This is a genomic window from Yeosuana marina (assembly GCF_011762485.1).
Classification (GTDB): Bacteria; Bacteroidota; Bacteroidia; order Flavobacteriales; family Flavobacteriaceae; genus Yeosuana; species Yeosuana marina.
In genome coordinates this window covers 42,204-60,044 of record NZ_JAAKGI010000026.1, presented here as the reverse complement: position 1 = coordinate 60,044, position 17,841 = coordinate 42,204, and the positions used below count along the sequence as shown (strand labels likewise).

General features: G+C 32.6%; 15 protein-coding genes, 2 tRNA genes and 1 rRNA gene. 13 read left to right on the top strand and 5 right to left on the bottom strand.

Features of this window, described 5'->3' with window-relative positions; translation table 11 throughout:
- The 3 genes from rrf to G5V56_RS14305 form a co-directional block, all read left to right on the top strand.
- Positions 1-75 (top strand): 5S ribosomal RNA (gene rrf / locus G5V56_RS19255); the annotation flags it as partial.
- Positions 76-241: 166 nt separating this feature from the next.
- The gene (locus G5V56_RS14310; RefSeq protein WP_166966226.1) at positions 242-2,677 is read left to right on the top strand and encodes a helix-turn-helix domain-containing protein; all 2,436 of its coding nucleotides are present in this window, start codon (positions 242-244) and stop codon (positions 2,675-2,677) included.
- A 112-nt stretch (positions 2,678-2,789) separates the two neighbouring features.
- The gene (locus G5V56_RS14305; RefSeq protein ID WP_206285909.1) at positions 2,790-3,215 is read left to right on the top strand and encodes a DUF6526 family protein; all 426 of its coding nucleotides are present in this window, start codon (positions 2,790-2,792) and stop codon (positions 3,213-3,215) included.
- A 92-nt stretch (positions 3,216-3,307) separates the two neighbouring features.
- On the opposite strand, the gene G5V56_RS14300 is transcribed toward G5V56_RS14305, so the two are convergent.
- Positions 3,308-4,450, bottom strand: coding sequence for an acyl-CoA dehydrogenase (locus G5V56_RS14300; RefSeq protein ID WP_166966224.1), 1,143 nt, complete (start codon positions 4,448-4,450; stop codon positions 3,308-3,310).
- A gap of 93 nt (positions 4,451-4,543) precedes the next feature.
- Here G5V56_RS14300 and G5V56_RS14295 point away from each other — a divergent pair, with 93 nt between their 5' ends.
- The 10 genes from G5V56_RS14295 to G5V56_RS14250 all read left to right on the top strand — a co-directional run bounded on the left by G5V56_RS14295 (position 4,544) and on the right by G5V56_RS14250 (position 12,857).
- Positions 4,544-5,608, top strand: a complete 1,065-nt coding sequence (locus tag G5V56_RS14295; protein ID WP_166966221.1) for an anhydro-N-acetylmuramic acid kinase — start codon at positions 4,544-4,546, stop codon at positions 5,606-5,608.
- A gap of 151 nt (positions 5,609-5,759) precedes the next feature.
- Complete coding sequence (locus G5V56_RS14290) at positions 5,760-6,986, top strand: Glu/Leu/Phe/Val dehydrogenase dimerization domain-containing protein (protein ID WP_166966219.1); 1,227 nt, start codon at positions 5,760-5,762, stop codon at positions 6,984-6,986.
- 9 nt (positions 6,987-6,995) lie between these two features.
- The gene (gene nhaD, locus G5V56_RS14285; protein ID WP_166966217.1) at positions 6,996-8,402 is read left to right on the top strand and encodes a sodium:proton antiporter NhaD; all 1,407 of its coding nucleotides are present in this window, start codon (positions 6,996-6,998) and stop codon (positions 8,400-8,402) included.
- Between the two features lie 55 nt (positions 8,403-8,457).
- Positions 8,458-9,159, top strand: a complete 702-nt coding sequence (locus G5V56_RS14280) for a MotA/TolQ/ExbB proton channel family protein (RefSeq protein WP_166966215.1) — start codon at positions 8,458-8,460, stop codon at positions 9,157-9,159.
- Between the two features lies 1 nt (position 9,160).
- On the top strand, positions 9,161-9,556 hold the full coding sequence (locus tag G5V56_RS14275) for an ExbD/TolR family protein (RefSeq protein WP_166966213.1): 396 nt from the start codon (positions 9,161-9,163) through the stop codon (positions 9,554-9,556).
- Positions 9,557-9,670: 114 nt separating this feature from the next.
- The gene (locus G5V56_RS14270) at positions 9,671-10,519 is read left to right on the top strand and encodes an energy transducer TonB (protein ID WP_166966211.1); all 849 of its coding nucleotides are present in this window, start codon (positions 9,671-9,673) and stop codon (positions 10,517-10,519) included.
- Positions 10,520-10,522: 3 nt separating this feature from the next.
- A complete protein-coding gene (locus G5V56_RS14265; RefSeq protein ID WP_166966209.1) occupies positions 10,523-11,740 on the top strand; it encodes a bifunctional folylpolyglutamate synthase/dihydrofolate synthase in 1,218 nt (405 codons plus the stop codon).
- 62 nt (positions 11,741-11,802) lie between these two features.
- Positions 11,803-11,877: transfer RNA gene (locus G5V56_RS14260), tRNA-Val, on the top strand.
- A gap of 73 nt (positions 11,878-11,950) precedes the next feature.
- Positions 11,951-12,025: transfer RNA gene (locus tag G5V56_RS14255), tRNA-Val, on the top strand.
- Positions 12,026-12,083: 58 nt separating this feature from the next.
- A complete protein-coding gene (locus tag G5V56_RS14250; protein WP_166966207.1) occupies positions 12,084-12,857 on the top strand; it encodes a response regulator transcription factor in 774 nt (257 codons plus the stop codon).
- A gap of 185 nt (positions 12,858-13,042) precedes the next feature.
- Here G5V56_RS14250 and G5V56_RS14245 read toward each other — a convergent pair whose 3' ends face one another.
- The 4 genes from G5V56_RS14245 to G5V56_RS14230 form a co-directional block, all read right to left on the bottom strand.
- Positions 13,043-14,083, bottom strand: coding sequence for an ABC transporter permease (locus G5V56_RS14245; RefSeq protein ID WP_166966205.1), 1,041 nt, complete (start codon positions 14,081-14,083; stop codon positions 13,043-13,045).
- Positions 14,058-15,026, bottom strand: coding sequence for an ABC transporter ATP-binding protein (locus G5V56_RS14240; protein WP_166966203.1), 969 nt, complete (start codon positions 15,024-15,026; stop codon positions 14,058-14,060). The genes G5V56_RS14245 and G5V56_RS14240 overlap by 26 nt, the downstream gene beginning before the upstream one ends.
- Positions 15,027-15,028: 2 nt before the next feature.
- Complete coding sequence (locus tag G5V56_RS14235; RefSeq protein WP_166966201.1) at positions 15,029-16,177, bottom strand: COG1470 family protein; 1,149 nt, start codon at positions 16,175-16,177, stop codon at positions 15,029-15,031.
- Positions 16,178-16,503: 326 nt separating this feature from the next.
- A complete protein-coding gene (locus tag G5V56_RS14230; protein WP_166966199.1) occupies positions 16,504-17,781 on the bottom strand; it encodes a UDP-N-acetylmuramoyl-tripeptide--D-alanyl-D-alanine ligase in 1,278 nt (425 codons plus the stop codon).
- Positions 17,782-17,841 lie beyond the last annotated feature (60 nt).

The window sequence follows — 17,841 nt, the reverse complement described above, 5'->3', positions numbered from 1 at the left end:
CCTTTCCGAACAGAGAAGTTAAGCCCGTTAGCGCCGATGGTACTGCATTTGTGGGAGAGTAGGTCGTTGCCTTTTTTGAATCCCGATTCTTTTTTAGAGTCGGGATTTTTTTTGCTTTAAACTGAAGGAAGCTAAAAATACCTGACAGCCACGGACTGTCTTCACTTTTAATTTTCGTAAAAACCCGTCCTAAAAAATCTTCAAAAGTAGTATCTTCAAATTCTATTTTTAATATCGCTTAATGACTGTAAATAAACAACTAGAATTAGCTTGGGAGTTTGTAAATAATACAAACCGATCGATTTTTTTAACGGGGAAGGCTGGAACAGGTAAAACAACGTTTTTACATCGATTGAAAATGGATAGTTTAAAGCGGCTCGTTGTGGTTGCTCCTACAGGTGTAGCCGCTATTAATGCGAAAGGCGTTACAATACACTCATTTTTTCAGATGCCTTTTGGACCAATTTTACCAGATACAGACTTAAATAATTCTACAAATTTTAATAGGAAGTTTAGTAAGACTAAAATTAATATTATTAAGTCGATGGATTTATTAGTTATTGATGAGATTAGTATGGTGCGCGCAGATTTATTGGATGGTATTGATAGAACTTTACGTCGTTTTAGAAATAGAGATAAGGTTTTTGGCGGCGTACAAGTGCTTATGATTGGAGATTTACAACAATTATCGCCTGTTATTAAAGAGAACGAATGGGAGTTGTTAAAGCATGTTTACAGTAACGGATTCTTTTTTAGTAGTAAGTCTTATCAAGAATGTCATGCGATTACTATAGAGTTGAAACATATTTATAGGCAAGAAAATCCTAAGTTTATTGAAATACTTAATGAGATTAGAAACAATGTCCTAAGCGAAGCAGCAGCTACAGAATTAAATAAACGATTTATACCAGATTTCACACCAGAACCTAATGCAGGTTATATTTCATTGACCACGCATAATAATAAAGCGGAAGCAACTAATAAAGCTGAATTAGATAAGCTTAAAACTAAAGTATTTACTTATAAAGCCACAGTAGAAGGGAAGTTTCCGGAATTTTCATTTCCTAACGATGAAGCTCTTAAATTGAAAGTAGGAGCACAAGTTATGTTTATTAAGAATGACAGTAGTCCAGATAAACGTTATTTTAATGGAAAAATCGGGAAAGTTATCCATTTGGATAAAGATGAAGTTACGGTACATTGCCCTGATGATGATTTTAATATTGTAACGACACCAGAGATTTGGGAAAATATAAATTATACGGTTGATGCTGAAACGAAAGCCATTACTGAAGATAAAATTGGAGCATTTACACAAATGCCGTTGCGATTGGCTTGGTCTATTACCATACACAAAAGTCAGGGATTAACCTTTGAAAAAGCGATTATTGATGCGCAGGGTGCATTTGCACATGGACAAACCTATGTAGCTTTGAGTAGATGTAAATCTTTAGAGGGTTTGGTTTTAAAAAGTAAAATTAGTTCGAATCAAATTATAAGCGATAGTCATGTTATCTCGTTTAATAAAAATGCAGAAGCCAATGAGCCTGATCAAGCGGTTTTAGAAAACTCGCAAAAAATGTTTCAGTTAGATTTGATAGCTGAAGTTTTTGGTTTTTATGAGTTTCTGTATCCCGTAAATAGAATACTCGACATTTATTATAAAAATCGAAACAGTATTGAAGGAAAGGTGGAATTGCCAATGCTTAGCATTAAAAATACGATTACCAATTTTTTAAAAGTGAGTAATGGCTTTAATGCGCAATTAAAACAACTTGCCGAGAATGAACGATTACCAGAATTAAGTGACCAAATTCAAGACCGATTTAAGAAGGCTATTACTTATTTTAAAACTGAAACAAACACAAATCTAGTTGCTCCTTTAAAAGAATTTGGATTTACTACCGATAATAAAACTATTGGTGCTGATATTACTAAAAATCTTGATACCATCGAAGAATTGCTGGAAGTTAAATCACTATACTTCAACGGATTGTTTGATGGTTTTAAAACGAAAAAACTTTTAGAGTTACGTGCAAAATCGGTATTTCTTTCCAAAGAAAAACCTAAAAAACCTAGGAAAGCTGTTATTGATGGTACCACGAATGTAGAGTTATTTGAATTATTAAGAGTGCTTAGAAATGAAATCGCCAATGAGAATGATTTAATACATTACCAAGTATTCACTCAAAAGGCATTATATGAGATGTGCGAAACCTTACCATTAACAAAAAAAGAATTGCTGCAAGTAAATGGTATGGGAAAAACCAGAGTTGAAAAATATGGTCATGCTATTTTGGAAGTAATAAAAGCCTATTGTGAAGATAATGATATAGAAATTCCTAATGATGAATCTATTTTTGAAGAAGTAAAATCAAAAAAAGAGAAAGTTGACACTAAAAAATTATCATTAGAATTATTTAAATCGGGTAAATCTATTGAAGAGATAGCTAATGAACGAGACTTAAATGAAAACACTATTTTTGGTCATTTAGCCAGTTTTATTCCTTCAGGAGAGGTGAAGATTACAGATTTAATGTCTAAAAAACATTATAATGAATTAAAAAAAATGATTCCAAGTAAGACCTTCGATAATCTATCTGATTTAAAACATCAGTTAGATGAGAAATATTCTTATGGTGAATTACGTTTAGTTCTTGAAGATTTAAGTAAGTAAACCCAATCTCTCAAAATACTTCTCACACAGATTTTTTTGTTTACATAAACGGGCTTGATTAAATAAGCTAAATAAACTGTATCTTTATTCTAATTAACAATAAAATCAAATTATGGAACAAAATTTAAAAAACCATAGCCGTTTGGTGCTTGGTTACCATTTAGTGCTCTCAGTAGCGACGATTGCATTATTAATTGGTTCAATAATAAATGTAGTGCATTCAACGAAGGAGAATTTATATTCTGCTACGCTCCTAGTTTTAGTTGCTGTAATCTTGTTACTAATGTTTGTTTTTCTTAGAACGTTTCCATTAAAAGCTCAAGATCGAGCTATTAGAGCAGAAGAAAAATTGCGTTATTTTATTTTAACAGGAAAGGCGTTAAGTAGTAAATTAACAACTAGACAAATTATTGGTTTACGCTTTGCTTCTGATGAAGAGTTGGTGGCTTTGGCTGATAAGGCAGAAAAAGAAAATCTATCAGAAAAAGCTATTAAACTGGAAATAAAGAATTGGAAGGCTGATACTTATAGAGTTTAAGTTAAAAAAAAATCCAACTAATAGTTGGATTTTTTTATTTATATAAGAAATTTCAAGTTATCTATAATAATGCGCAGAGATTGAAATTAAATTTAATCTCGAATGATACTTCTTGAAATGACAATTTTTTGAATTTCAGAAGTACCTTCATAAATCTGCGTAATTTTTGCATCTCGCATCAGTCGTTCTACATGATAATCTTTTACAAAACCATTTCCGCCATGAATTTGAACCGCTTCCACTGTATGCTCCATCGCAACTTTCGAGGCATATAATTTTGCAACAGCACTCGATACATCGTAATTATTGCCTTGATCTTTATCCCAAGCTGCTTTCATCACTAAATGGCGAGCCGCTGTAATGTCTGTATACATATCAGCTAACTTAAAAGCGATAGCTTGATGATTAGATATTTCAGTTCCAAAGGCTTTTCGTTCTTTAGAGTATTTCATAGCTAATTCGTAAGCACCTTGAGCAATTCCTAAGGCTTGAGCTGCAATTCCTATTCTTCCGCCAGACAATGTTTTCATGGCAAATCTAAATCCAAAACCATCGTCACCAATACGATTTTCTTTAGGCACTTTAACATCATTAAATTGAAGTGTATGCGTATCGCTACCACGAATTCCTAACTTATTTTCTTTAGGGCCTATATGAAACCCTTCCATTCCTTTTTCAAGAATAAATGCATTAATTCCATGAGAACCTTTATCTCTATCAGTTTGAGCCATCACTAAGTAAACATCAGCACGACCTCCATTGGTAATCCAATTTTTTGTGCCATTAAGCAAATAATAATCGCCTTTATCAATGGCAGTTGTTTTTTGGGAAGTAGCATCACTACCTGCTTCTGGTTCACTTAAACAAAAAGCACCTATAAACTCACCTGTTGCTAATTTGGGTAAGTATTTTTCTTTTTGAGCCTCACTTCCATAGGCTTCAATACCATAACAGACTAAAGAATTGTTAACAGATACTATAACCGAAGCCGAAGCATCTATTTTAGATAATTCTTCCATAATAAGAACATACGATATGGCATCCATACCGCTTCCACCATATTTCGGATCAACCATAACTCCCAAAAAGCCTAATGCGCCCATTTTTTTAACCAATTGATCTGGGAAATGCTGTTTTTCGTCTCTTTCTATAACGCCTGGTAGTAATTCGTTTTGTGCAAAATCACGAGCAGCGTCGCGAATCATTTTATGTTCTTCAGTAAGATTAAAATCCATAATAAAAAATAAACTGTTGATTTAATAAAAAATGTAAACAAATATAGGTTTTTAATAATATATTTTCAATAATGATTGTTATTTTTGTTGAATATGATAAAATCTGAATATAAGGTTATCGGTGTGATGTCTGGGACGTCATTAGATGGTATTGATTTAGTTTATACGTCTTTCACATTGGATACGAAATGGCATTTTGAAATTATATTTGGAGACACTGTTTCCTATGATTCAGCTTGGTTGCAAAAACTAAAAGATTTGGTTTTATTTTCAGAAACCGAGTTGAAACAAATAGATATAGATTATACAGCATATCTAGCAGATGTCATTAATGACTTTATAGTTAAATACGACATTAAGGATATTGATGCTGTTTGTTCACATGGGCATACCGCATTACATCAGCCACATAAGCAAATAACATATCAAATTGGTAATTTACCTAGTTTGTCGTCATTGCTGCAACAAACCGTTGTTTGTGATTTTAGAGTTCAAGATGTTAAACTAGGAGGACAAGGAGCACCGTTAGTTCCTATTGGAGATGCGTTGCTGTTTTCAGAATTTGATTATTGTTTAAATTTAGGTGGGTTTGCTAATATGTCTACAAGTACAAATAATAGACGTGTTGCTTATGATATTTGTCCTGTAAATATTGTTTTGAATTATTATGTTAGACAATTAAATCTTGATTACGATGATGAGGGTAAAATTGCAGCATCAGGGGCTATAAATCAGGAATTACTTAAAGAATTAAATGATTTAGATTTTTATAAAGAGCCCTATCCAAAATCTTTAGGTTTAGAATGGGTGTATGAAAATGTTATTCCAAAAATAGATTCATACAAACTTGAAACAAATAATATTTTAAGAACATTTGTTGAACATGTCGCTATTCAAATCTCAAAAGAGATAGGTTATAAACATAATGCAACTGTTCTTGTAACTGGCGGCGGTGTGCATAATACGTTGGTAATTAATAAGATAAAAGAGCATACAAATAATACAATTTGTATTCCAACGAAAACGGTTATTGAATTTAAAGAAGCATTAATTTTTGCTTTTTTAGGTGTTTTAAAACTTAGAAATGAAGTTAATTGCCTACAATCTGTTACAGGAGCTTCAAAAGACCATAGTTCCGGTAATATATTTCTTCCTTAAAAATAGCAAAAAAATAATCTTAAAGATTTTTAGTTTTTTATATTTGTTACTTTAATGATTTAACATTTTTATTATGAATCAGCTTTAGCTACGCTTATATCTAACCACAAATTTTTAATGCAAACTAAAAAAGAATCATAATTATATAGAGATGAAAAATTTATTAAAAAAATTCGAAAACAAAGAACCAGAAATAGTATTCAACTGGAAAGATTCTAAAACAGAAGCAGAAGGATGGGTTGTTATTAATTCACTTAGAGGAGGTGCCGCTGGTGGTGGAACGCGCATGAGAAAAGGTCTTGATATGAATGAAGTTTTGTCATTGGCTAAAACAATGGAAATTAAATTTACAGTCTCAGGTCCAGCAATAGGTGGTGCTAAATCTGGAATTAATTTTGATCCAAATGACCCTAGGAAGATAGAGGTGTTAGAACGTTGGTATAGTGCCGTATCACCTTTACTTAAAAGCTATTATGGTACGGGAGGAGATTTAAATGTTGATGAGATTCATGAAGTCATTCCTATTACAGAAGAAAGTGGAGTTTGGCATCCTCAAGAAGGAGTTTTTAATGGCCATTTTAAACCAACAGAAGCAGATAAAATTAATAGAATAGGGCAATTGAGACAAGGAGTTATTAAAGTCATTGAAAATCCGCTTTACTCACCTAGTGTTTCAAGAAAATATACTGTAGCAGACATGATAACAGGTTTTGGTGTGGCTGAAGCAGTTAAGCAATATTATCATATTTACGGCGGTAACATTGAAGGTAAAAAAGCGATTATACAAGGATTTGGAAATGTAGGTGCTGCCGCTGCTTTTTACCTATCTCAAATGGGAGCTAAAATTGTTGGAATTGTAGATGCTGTTGGTGGTTTAATAAATGAAGAAGGTTTTACATTTGAAGAAATAAGACGTTTATTTTTGGCAAAAACAGGAAACACATTGGTAAGTGATCATTTAGTTCCATTTGAAGAGATTAATAAAAGGATATGGTCATTGAATGCAGAGATATTTGCACCTTGTGCCGCGTCAAGATTGGTAACTATTAATCAAATAGATGAACTTATTGATAGCGGTTTAGAAGTTATTTCATGTGGTGCTAATGTTCCTTTTGCCGATAAAGAAATTTTCTTTGGACCTATAATGGAACATACAGATAATCGGGTTAGTTTAATACCAGATTTTATATCAAATTGTGGAATGGCTCGAGTTTTTGCGTACTTTATGGAACGAAAAGTACAGATGACAGATGAAGCTATTTTTAATGATACATCAAATATAATTAGAGAAGCCTTAGAAAAAGTATATAACAAAAAACAAAGTAAAACAGCAATTAGCGAAACGGCATTTGAAATCGCTTTAGATCAACTTATTTAAATAAAATTTATGGAAGCAGCAATTATTTTGGTATTTGTAATGGGGTATTTAGCCATTACTTTAGAGCACAGTTTAAAAATAGATAAACTTATCCCTGCATTAGTTATGATGGCTATTTGCTGGGCACTTATAGCTCTAGGAATAGAAAGCTTCCCCCAGTGGTTTGATTCTGCCAATCATACGCTAATGGAAGGCTTTGCTTCTTTTACGGGAGCAGAAAAGATGGAGCTTATGGAGGAAACTCTATTACACCATCTTGGTAAGACATCTGAAATATTAGTGTTCCTTTTGGGTGCCATGACTATTGTTGAGATTATTGATTATTTTGATGGATTTTCAACCATAAAGGATTTTGTTAGAACAAAAAGCAAAACAAAAATCTTGTGGGTGTTCTCTATTTTGGCGTTTTTCTTATCTGCCATTATTGATAACCTTACAGCAACCATAGTACTAATTTCCATTTTACAAAAAATAGTTAAAGATAGAAATGTACGCCTTTATTATGCTGGACTAATTATAATTGCTGCTAATGCTGGAGGTGCCTGGTCACCAATTGGAGATGTTACCACAACCATGTTGTGGATTGGTAAAAAAGTAACAACAAGTCATTTAATTGGTTATTTATTTGTTCCATCATTTTTATGTATGGCAATACCTTCCTTAATAGCATCCTTTTTACCAATCTTTAAAGGTGATTTGGAGATAGAAGAAGAGATAGAAGAGAAAAAGAAATCAAAATTTAGTGCTACGATGTTATATCTTGGTTTGGGTGCTATCGTATTTGTTCCTGTCTTCAAGATGATAACACACTTACCTCCATATGTAGGAATGATGTTATCATTAGGTGTTGTAGCTACTTTTGCTGAAATTTACAGTAGTTCTAAATTTAGTATGTCAGATTTTGATTCTGGAGAGAGTGATGCTCATGCTTTACATAGTCCTGTACATCATTCATTATCAAAAATTGAATTACCAAGCATCTTATTCTTCCTTGGTATTTTAATGGCTGTTGCAGCTTTAGAATCGTTAGGTATATTATTTGAGTTTGCATCAACATTGCAGGAAAATATGCCTTTGCTTGGTACAGAAACGCATTATGCTTATGAAGCGCATACAGTGTCAGATTTAGTAATTTTATTGCTAGGTGTAGGGTCTGCCGTTATTGATAATGTGCCTTTGGTAGCCGCTAGTTTAGGAATGTTTTCAGAGCCAATAGATAATGAGTTATGGCATTTTGTAGCCTATTCTGCTGGAACAGGAGGAAGTATGCTAATCATTGGTTCTGCAGCCGGAGTTGTTGCTATGGGTATGGAAAAAATTAATTTTTTCTGGTATCTTAAAAAAATATCTTGGATGGCATTAATAGGATTCCTTGTAGGTGCTGCTGCATTTATGGTAACCAGAACTTTATTTTAATTATACTTTAGCAATAAAAGTAGCGTTATATAATCGCTAAGAAACAAAATACTATATGTTAAATACCTTATTACAAAGCACCCAAGAAGGAGCAGACCTGCTTGCAAATGCAGAACCAGTCGAAAAATCACTTTCAATTATAGAATTAATTAGTAGCGGAGGAGTTGCTGGTCAATTAATAATAGCTGTTTTATTTTTAATGCTTGTTTTAGCAACATACATTTATTTTGAAAGGTTGTTTGCTATTAAAGCGGCATCAAAAATAGACTCTAATTTTATGAATCAAATAAAAGACCATGTCAGTAATGGAAAAATTGATTCAGCTCAAATACTTTGTGCCCAAGTAAATTCGCCTGTATCTAGGTTAATAGGAAAAGGAATTTCTAGAATAGGAAAGCCTTTAGCTGATATTAATACAGCATTGGAAAATGCAGGTAGATTAGAGATTTATGGCTTAGAAAAAAACGTAAGTATGTTGGCTACTATTTCTGGTGCAGGTCCTATGATTGGGTTTCTTGGAACAGTAATTGGAATGATTTTAGCCATATTCGAACTCGCAAATGCTGGAGGTACTATACAAATGGATGTTTTGGCAAGTGGACTTTATACCGCTATGACCACAACCGTTGCAGGATTAATAGTGGGAATTGTTGCTTTTATGGCTTATAACCATTTGGTTGTAAAAACAGATAAAGTTGTGTATCAAATGGAAGCGAACTCACTGGAATTTCTTGATCATTTAAACGAGCCATCCTAGTATGAATATTAGAGGAAGAAATAAAGTGTCGCCAGAATTCAATATGTCGTCTATGACAGATATTGTGTTTCTGTTACTTATATTTTTTATGATAGCTTCTACTTTGGTTTCTACGAGTGCTATTGATATTTTATTACCAAAAGCAAGTGGTAAAACAGAGAACAAAAAATCTGTAGCGGTTAGTATCAAGAAAGACTTAACATATTATATTAATGAAAAGCGTGTAGGCGAAAGTGTTTTGGAATCAGAATTGATTGCTGCACTTTCTTCTGAAGAAAAACCTACCGTAGTGTTACGTGCCGAGAAATCCGTGCCTGTAGAAAATGTTGTAAAAGTTATGGATATTGCTAATAGGAACAAGTTTAAGGTGATTTTGGCAGTGAGACCAAATGATTAATTCATAGAAATATTTTATTATTAATCTTAGATAAAATGACTTTAACTAAAGTTTGGGTGCTAAACGAAATCTTTATGGTGCACCTGAAAACTAAAGAATAATACCAAATACTGGATGAAATACTTTGAGACCAAGCATGAAAGGAATTCTGCTAAATTAACAACACTTATCATGGTTATATTGATTTTGTTGTTATTTGTAGTAGGAGCGCCTTATATGGATCCACCAATAGAGTATGGTGTGGCCGTAAATTTTGGTACGTCAGATTTTGGCAAGGGAACAGTTCAGCCATTAAAACCAATAAAATCTGAACCAAAGAAAATCAACGAACCTCCTCAACCAGAAGTTTCAAAACCAGAACCTACAAAGGCTTCAGAAGCCAAAGAGGAGGTGTTAACTCAAGAAAATGAAGAAGCTATTGCTATAAAAAAACAAAAACAGGCAGAAGCAAAAGAGAAGGCTATTGCAGATGCAAAAGCAAAAGCTGAATCAGAAAGAATCGCTAAAGAAAAGCGAGAGCAAGAAGAAAAAAAGAAAAAACTGGATGCTTTAATAGGTGGCGTTAGTAAATCTGAAGGAACTGCAACTGGAGGAGAAGGAAATGATAAAATAGCTGGTGATAAGGGGCAATTAGATGGAGATCCGTATGCACCCAGTTATTTTGGTTCAGGTGGATCAGGAAGTGGTGGTGTTGGTTATGGATTAAATGGACGAGGAAAAGCAACCTATCAAAAAATGAAGCAAGATTGCAATGAGTCCGGACTCGTTATAGTAAAAATAATTGTTAACAATAACGGTAATGTTATTGACGCAGAGCCTGGAGTAAAAGGCACTACTAATACAGCACCTTGCTTGTTGGAACCAGCAAAAAAAATCGCATTATCCCATAAATGGCGACCAGATCCTAATGCCCCAGCAAAACAAATTGGTTTTGTAAAAGTTAATTTCCAATTAGGACAATAAGAAATGACATATCAAGATACTTTAAATTGGATGTTTTCTCAACTCCCAATGTATCAACGGCAGGGAAAAACGGCTTTTAAAAACGATTTATCTAATACGATAAAATTAGCCGAATATTTAAATTTTCCAGAACAGCATTTTAAATCTATTCATGTGGCAGGAACCAATGGGAAAGGCTCCACAAGTCATATGCTTGCTTCAGTGTTAATGGAAGCAGGTTATAAAGTTGGACTCTATACATCCCCACATTTAAAAGACTTTAGAGAACGAATTAAAATTAATGGAAAACCTGTTAGTAAGCAGTTTGTTATAAATTTTATAAAGACAAATAAAGTTTTTTTTGAAAACCAGAGTTTATCGTTTTTTGAAATGACGGTAGGGATGGCATTTGATTATTTTTCAAAGCAGCAGATAGATATTGCAGTTATTGAAGTTGGTTTAGGAGGACGACTCGATTCTACCAATATTATTACTCCAGAAATTTCGGTAATTACCAACATAGGATTAGATCACACACAGTTTTTAGGGGATACTTTGGAGAAGATAGCTTTTGAGAAAGCCGGAATTATAAAGCCAAAAGTACCGGTGGTTATAGGAGAAACCCAAACAGAGACTACCCATGTTTTTAGGAATATTGCTAAAAGGAATGCTTCTAAAATAACCTTTGCAGATAAAGAAGTTACAGACGTTTTTAAAAGTGATTTACAAGGAAGTTATCAATTAAAGAATATCATAACGGTATTACAAACAATCAAAGAACTTCAACAAAAAGGGTATAAAATTTCCAAAAAGCAGATTCAAGACGGGTTATTACATGTTGTTAAGAATACCGGATTATTGGGGCGTTGGCAACAGATACATTCAAACCCTAAAGTTATTTGCGATACGGCACATAATAAAGATGGATTAGCGTATGTTATGAAACAAGTTTCAGAAGAAGATTTTGAAACCTTACATATCGTGTTTGGTGTTGTTAATGATAAAGATTTAGTATCTATTATGCATTTATTACCCAAAAAGGCAATTTATTATTTCTGTAAACCTAATATACCACGTGGTTTAGATGCTCATATTTTAAAGGATGATATGAATAAACATGGCTTTCAAGGTGATGCTTATCATTCAGTAAATGAGGCGTATAAGGAAGCTTTGAGTAGGGCGAACACTCATGATTTTATATTTGTTGGCGGAAGCACATTCGTAGTTGCAGAAATAATTTAATTTTTTGCATAAAAAGTTTTTGCAGATTGAAAATCTAGATTATATTTGCAGTCCAATTATGAGGGCAATTAGCTCAGTTGGTTCAGAGCATCTCGTTTACACCGAGAGGGTCGGGGGTTCGAATCCCTCATTGCCCACAAAATCCTAAAGTAATTTGCTTTAGGATTTTTTAATTTTAAGATGTTTTTAGTTGTCTTAAAACCATCAAAAGGGTCATTAACTCAGTTGGTTTAGAGTGTTACCTTGACAGGGTAGAAGTCACTGGTTCGAATCCAGTATGACCCACTTGTTAGAAATATATTTATTATTTTTTATATATTACCGATTATTTTAATCTGTTTATATGATTGTTGATAATATAAAAAGTATATATAAAGACATTTTCAAATCTTATGACAATCCTTCTCTTGAAGATCACATCAATAAGATTATTGAATTAGATGCTTACTTACCTTATAGTAGTACTTTTTTTTGCATTACTAATACACAGAACCTTACTTTTGAATATATAAGTAAAAATATGTTTTCGTGCTTAGGTTTAGATGAAGGCTTAATGAAGACACAAGGGATGCGCTATTTTTGGAGTAGAATGCATCCTGAAGATGTCGAGCACTGGCTGAATGCTTTGAATGAATTGATGAATTTCACTTTAACTGAAATTACATTTGAAGAACGAAAGAGAATGAGCTACACGTGGAACTATAGGATTAAAAATGCTCATAATGTTTATGTAAATGTTATACAAAACACAACACCTTTAGAATTTGATTTGCACGACAAACCAATTATTGGATTAGCACATTATACAGTTTTAGATTCGAAAATTAATTTACAAGTATCTGCGACAGCGAAGCTTTTAAATGAAAATAAAGAATATGAAACCAAGTATTTTAATAATTTTTCTCAGAAGTTATTATCGGATGGATTGAGTAACCGAGAACGTGATGTGGTAAGACTTTTAATTTTAAATCTTTCTAGTAAAGATATTGCCGAAAGACTTAATATAAGCTCAAATACAGTAGATACACATCGAAGAAATATTTTAAAAAAGCTTAATATTTCTTCTACAGGTGAGCTTATAGGAATGATTAGAACTAATAATTTCTTTGTGTTTTAATACTAAATCAACATCAAAATATTATATAATTTCTTAAAATACTCAAATTGAGTATTGCATGGATTTAAAAAGTTAAGCAACTTTACGGTGCTATTAAATTAATTCTTTGGGAGAATGAAATTAGTGTCCAAACAAAATTGTTTGGGCACTTTTTTTTGAACGTTTATCTCTTTCAAACACTTAATTTACCCTCTTATTTCACGTCTCATAAATAAATAATAAGATATTGCAAAGCAAACAATGGTAGCTGCAAAAAGACCTGTTAATTGAGGCCATACAACAATAAGACTTTCTCTTAAAGGCAATGCTGAAGGGAGAGCTCCATACATTTGGCTCATAGAAAGCGACCCCAAACTTCTGACAGATGGCACCAATAAGGTTGTCGTGGCATCAGAAAATAATTGACTCGGAACAATGCCCATAAATCCCATTATTACTCTTTTATAGCTTTCTAACTGTAAGGGGTTTGAAACATGACTTGGCATCAGAACTTTAGCAACAATATTGACTAAAATTTGGTAAAAAATCGTGAAAAACAACCAAACAGCTATAGATGTTAAAGCCGAGGTTGCTGCTTGTTTGAATTTGATTGAAAATATGATAGATAAATTCAACCAGAACGATACATATAAGATGCTTAAGGCTGTAAATGCTAAAATTCTTAAAAACTCCTCTGGACTAGGGGTTAAACCAGTAATTAAAATACCAGAGCCAACAAACAAAAGGCTTAAGCTTATAAACAAAGTACTTATAGTAATAATTGCAGCAGTAAATTTGGCATTGATTAAATAATCACGATGAATAGGTTGTGCCATAATACGCACTAACGACCCGTTATTCATTTCTGAATTTACGGCGTCAAATCCTAGACTAATCCCTAAAAGAGGACCTAAAAAACCAATAAAAACATGGAAAGGAGGTAAAGTATGATCGGTTACCGTAAGCAATTTTAAAAAGGCAAAGGAATGATTAGGGTCTTTCAGGTTGTTTAGGGCTTCTTGTAAATTGCCAATGGATGTGTAAAGTGATCCAAAGCAGGTAAAAACAATTAAAGCCAAAAGAACAATAAACCGCCAACTGTGTATGTGGTCAGATATTTCCTTTTGTACCATTATCCAAAAAGGACTGGTTTCTTTTTCTTTGAGTTCCTTTTTAAAAAGCACATCTAAAAAAGAACTTTCTTTAATATATAATAAGGGATTATGCAGTCTGTTTAAGGTTTTCATTTGTAGTCTCAAAATAACGTTGATATATATCATCTAAGCCAAACTCGATTTTGTTTAAATGAACGATATTAAAATTGGCTTCAATTAGCGTTTTCGCAATAATGCTAGTGACGTCTTCTGTGCAAGTAATTACAAGTTTTTCTTTCTTTATGTCTATAGATTTAACTTCTTGTAAGTCTTTTAGCAATTTCTGTATAGATGTTAAATTTTTCTCATGACTCTCAAGCAATTGCACTTCAACCATATAAGGGGTTTCGTAAAACAATGTTTTTGATAGTGTAGGAATATCACCTTCAGCTATTAGTTTGCCACCTACAAAGAGGCCAACGCGGTCGCATACTTGTTGTACCTGATGAAGGTGATGTGATGATAATAAGACAGTCAAGTGATTTTCTTTACTTAATTGACTAATTAATAACAAAAAATCTTTAACACCACTAGGGTCGATACCAAGTGTCGGTTCATCTAAAACAATAATTTCTGGATCTTTAATAAGTACATCGGCTAATCCTAAACGTTGTTTCATACCTCTTGAATAGGTGCCCACTTTATTGTTTTTTACCTTTGTTAGACCTACTCTTTCAAGGAGTTGTTCGGCTTTTCGCTTGGCATTTTGTTCAGGTATTCCATTCAATCGAGCCACATATATAAGGTTTTCTAACCCTGTTCTGTTATCATAAAAGCCGAGAGTATCTGGTAAGTATCCAACTTTTTTTTTCACTTCAATAGGATTAGAAGTCGCATCAAAACCACAAACTAAAGCATTCCCATTATTTGGTTCTGTTAAACCCAACATCATTAAAATTGTGGTTGATTTTCCAGCGCCATTGGGTCCTAACAGACCAAAAATTTCTCCCTTTTGTATTTGAAGGGTTAAGCAGTCTACCGCTTTGAAATCTCCATACTTTTTAGTGAGATTTTTTAAACTTATAATTGGTTCCATGGCTATCTTCGTCCGTATTTTCTAATCAGGAAATAAACACTACTTAATGCCATTAAAATAATTAAAATACCAAGCCATCCTGATAGAACAGAAGCATGAACGGTTATCCTAAACACCTTGTCTGTTGATGCATCTTGGGATCTTACGTTTATTTTTGTTTCATAATCACCAGATAAAGCTTTATTGTCTACATCAATTGTAGCCTCTACTTCTTTAATTTTTCCAGCATCTAAATGAGATACGTCTTTAGGATTAAACGTAACAGTCCAGTTTGCCGGCGTTTGGGCTTTTAGTTTAATATTGTTTAGAGGTGTAGAGCCAGTATTTTTAACTAATACTTTTAATTTTTTATTATCACCAGCAGTAACATCGGTGCTTAATAATCCTGTAGGCGTGTCCAAATCAATACTGTAGGTACCTGTTATAACAGTTTCAAGTTCCAAACGAGCTACATTATTATCTGCATTTGCCAGAATTGGTATTTTATAAGTGCCCGATTTAATATAGCTTGGTGGATTGACATCAATCGTAATGTTCTCTGTTTTATTTGCTTCGATGTTTAAAGAAGAAACCTGCTTACCAACAGATTTAAAAACCACATTCCATCCAGGAGGAGCAAGTGCTTTTAAGGCATACACTTGACTTTCAGCGGTGCCATTTCTTAGAGTAGCATTATAGGTGAAGGTTGAATTTGAAGCCCCTTCTATGTTATATTGTTTAGAGGCAAATTCAGTTTGGTAAGTTCCTTCTTTAGAAACAATGATTGTTAATGGGAGTGTTGTGTATCCTTCAGCAAGAATCTTAAAATGGTAAGCCCCTTTGTTAACCTTTAAAGGAACATTGACATTTAAAGTTAGTTTTTCTTCTTTTTTAGGAAGTGTAGAAACCTGTTCAACAAGCCATCCTCCAGATTTAAGTTCATAACTCCAGTCTTCTGGTAGTCCTAAAACTTTAATGTTCGATGTTTTAATACTATTGCTATTATTGATGACTTGAACCGAATAGTTAATAGTTTTTCCAGGAGGAGCCACTATTTTTGTGAAAGGTGTATACAACGATACACTTTGAGCTTGTGCATTTGTTGGGAAAAGAATGTAAAGAACTAAAAAACTAAAACACACACGAAACAGACGTTTTGTACATACTAACATAATTTGGTTTGAATAAAGATTAATATTAATAGTTAGGTACATTGTAAAAATGCGGAAACCAAGCTAATTAAAAAATCAATTGTGAAATCTTAAAAAAATTTTAAAAAATAATTTTTAACATTTTTAGAATTTCAACAAGAAAAAATATATGTAGTATTTTTTTTAAGTAGTTGAATTTTAAAATATTATGATATAAATCGATAGGTTATAGATTTTAATATTTTTAAAAGAAGAGTCTGTATTCATATGGAGTTTTTAACAGGCTCTTAACACGATGAAAATCTGAAGAATCAAATTTATGATTTTAGATGAAGATTTTTTTTGTTTTATAGAATATCCATAATTCTTTCTAAAGCCATACCCCGAGACCCTTTAATTAAAAGCGTAGAATTTTTAATATTAGATAGGAGAAAATTTGCTTTAAAGTCTTCAAAAGATTCGAATTTAGTTGTGTTTTCTGATTGAGCTTTTATCTTGTAAAAATTACTTCCAATTAATACAATTTGGTTAAAAGGCATTTTTGATGCTAAATCCGCTATATATTGGTGTTCTTTTGGAGCATCTTCGCCTAGTTCAAACATATCACCAAGGATTGCTATCTTGTCTCCTGATTGTTTTTCAAAATTTTCTAAAGCTGCTTTCATGCTTGTAGGATTGGCATTGTAAGCGTCCAGAATAATTTTGTTAGACGCTTTTATTAAAACTTGAGATCGATTATTAGAAGGTACATAACTTTCAATACCTTCTTTAATATCCCTAAGTTGTACTTTAAAAAAGGCGCCAATAGTAATTGCAATAGCAATATTAGTGAAATTATAAGAACCTATTAATTGACTCTTTATAATTTGATTTTGATAGTTAATGAAAACATATGGTTGCGCTTCAATAAAGTGAATCTCTACATCAAAATCTGATGTATTTCCAAATTTATAAGTCTTAGCCTTTTTTGATTTTTCAATTTGAATAGGGTCTAATCCGTTTATAAATGCAAGTTTGTCATACTCTATTAAGTGCGTATATAATTCAGACTTTCCTTTAATAATACCTTCTACACCTCCAAAACCTTCAAGATGAGCTTTGCCGTAATTTGTTATCAATCCGTAATCTGGTTTTACAATGTTGGATAAAAACTCAATTTCTTTCTGGTGATTAGCTCCCATTTCTACAATGCCTAATTCTGTCTCTTTAGTCATAGACAACAAAGTTAAAGGCACTCCAATATGATTGTTTAAGTTTCCTTTTGTAGCCGATGTTTTATATTTTTTGGATAGAACAGCATTGATAAGTTCTTTCGTGGTTGTTTTTCCGTTACTTCCTGTAAGAGCTATAATAGGAGTTTTTAAATACTCTCTATGAAAAGTAGCTAATTGCTGGAGTGTTTCCAAGACATTACTAACCAATATAGTTTTTGATGAATGCATATATTCTTTTTCATCAATTACAACATATTTTGCACCTTGTTTGATTGCTTGTTCAGCATAGGTGTTGCCGTTAAAATTTTCGCCTTTTAAAGCAAAAAACATGGCGTTAGGTGTTATTTTTCTAGTATCTGTTGAGGCTGATGAGCATTTTAAAAAACGGGCGTGTAATTCTTTTATTTTCATAAATTAAAAGTATTAAAAAAGTCCTAACTAATGCTAGGACTTTTTTAATATATCAAGAAT

Coding starts and splice junctions, on each gene's coding strand:
- G5V56_RS14310 (WP_166966226.1), top strand. CDS start 242: ATGACTGTAAATAAACAACTAGAATTAGCTTGGGAGTTTGTAAATAAT.
- G5V56_RS14305 (WP_206285909.1), top strand. CDS start 2,790: ATGGAACAAAATTTAAAAAACCATAGCCGTTTGGTGCTTGGTTACCAT.
- G5V56_RS14300 (WP_166966224.1), bottom strand. CDS start 4,450: ATGGATTTTAATCTTACTGAAGAACATAAAATGATTCGCGACGCTGCT.
- G5V56_RS14295 (WP_166966221.1), top strand. CDS start 4,544: ATGATAAAATCTGAATATAAGGTTATCGGTGTGATGTCTGGGACGTCA.
- G5V56_RS14290 (WP_166966219.1), top strand. CDS start 5,760: ATGAAAAATTTATTAAAAAAATTCGAAAACAAAGAACCAGAAATAGTA.
- nhaD (WP_166966217.1), top strand. CDS start 6,996: ATGGAAGCAGCAATTATTTTGGTATTTGTAATGGGGTATTTAGCCATT.
- G5V56_RS14280 (WP_166966215.1), top strand. CDS start 8,458: ATGTTAAATACCTTATTACAAAGCACCCAAGAAGGAGCAGACCTGCTT.
- G5V56_RS14275 (WP_166966213.1), top strand. CDS start 9,161: ATGAATATTAGAGGAAGAAATAAAGTGTCGCCAGAATTCAATATGTCG.
- G5V56_RS14270 (WP_166966211.1), top strand. CDS start 9,671: ATGAAATACTTTGAGACCAAGCATGAAAGGAATTCTGCTAAATTAACA.
- G5V56_RS14265 (WP_166966209.1), top strand. CDS start 10,523: ATGACATATCAAGATACTTTAAATTGGATGTTTTCTCAACTCCCAATG.
- G5V56_RS14250 (WP_166966207.1), top strand. CDS start 12,084: ATGATTGTTGATAATATAAAAAGTATATATAAAGACATTTTCAAATCT.
- G5V56_RS14245 (WP_166966205.1), bottom strand. CDS start 14,083: ATGAAAACCTTAAACAGACTGCATAATCCCTTATTATATATTAAAGAA.
- G5V56_RS14240 (WP_166966203.1), bottom strand. CDS start 15,026: ATGGAACCAATTATAAGTTTAAAAAATCTCACTAAAAAGTATGGAGAT.
- G5V56_RS14235 (WP_166966201.1), bottom strand. CDS start 16,177: ATGTTAGTATGTACAAAACGTCTGTTTCGTGTGTGTTTTAGTTTTTTA.
- G5V56_RS14230 (WP_166966199.1), bottom strand. CDS start 17,781: ATGAAAATAAAAGAATTACACGCCCGTTTTTTAAAATGCTCATCAGCC.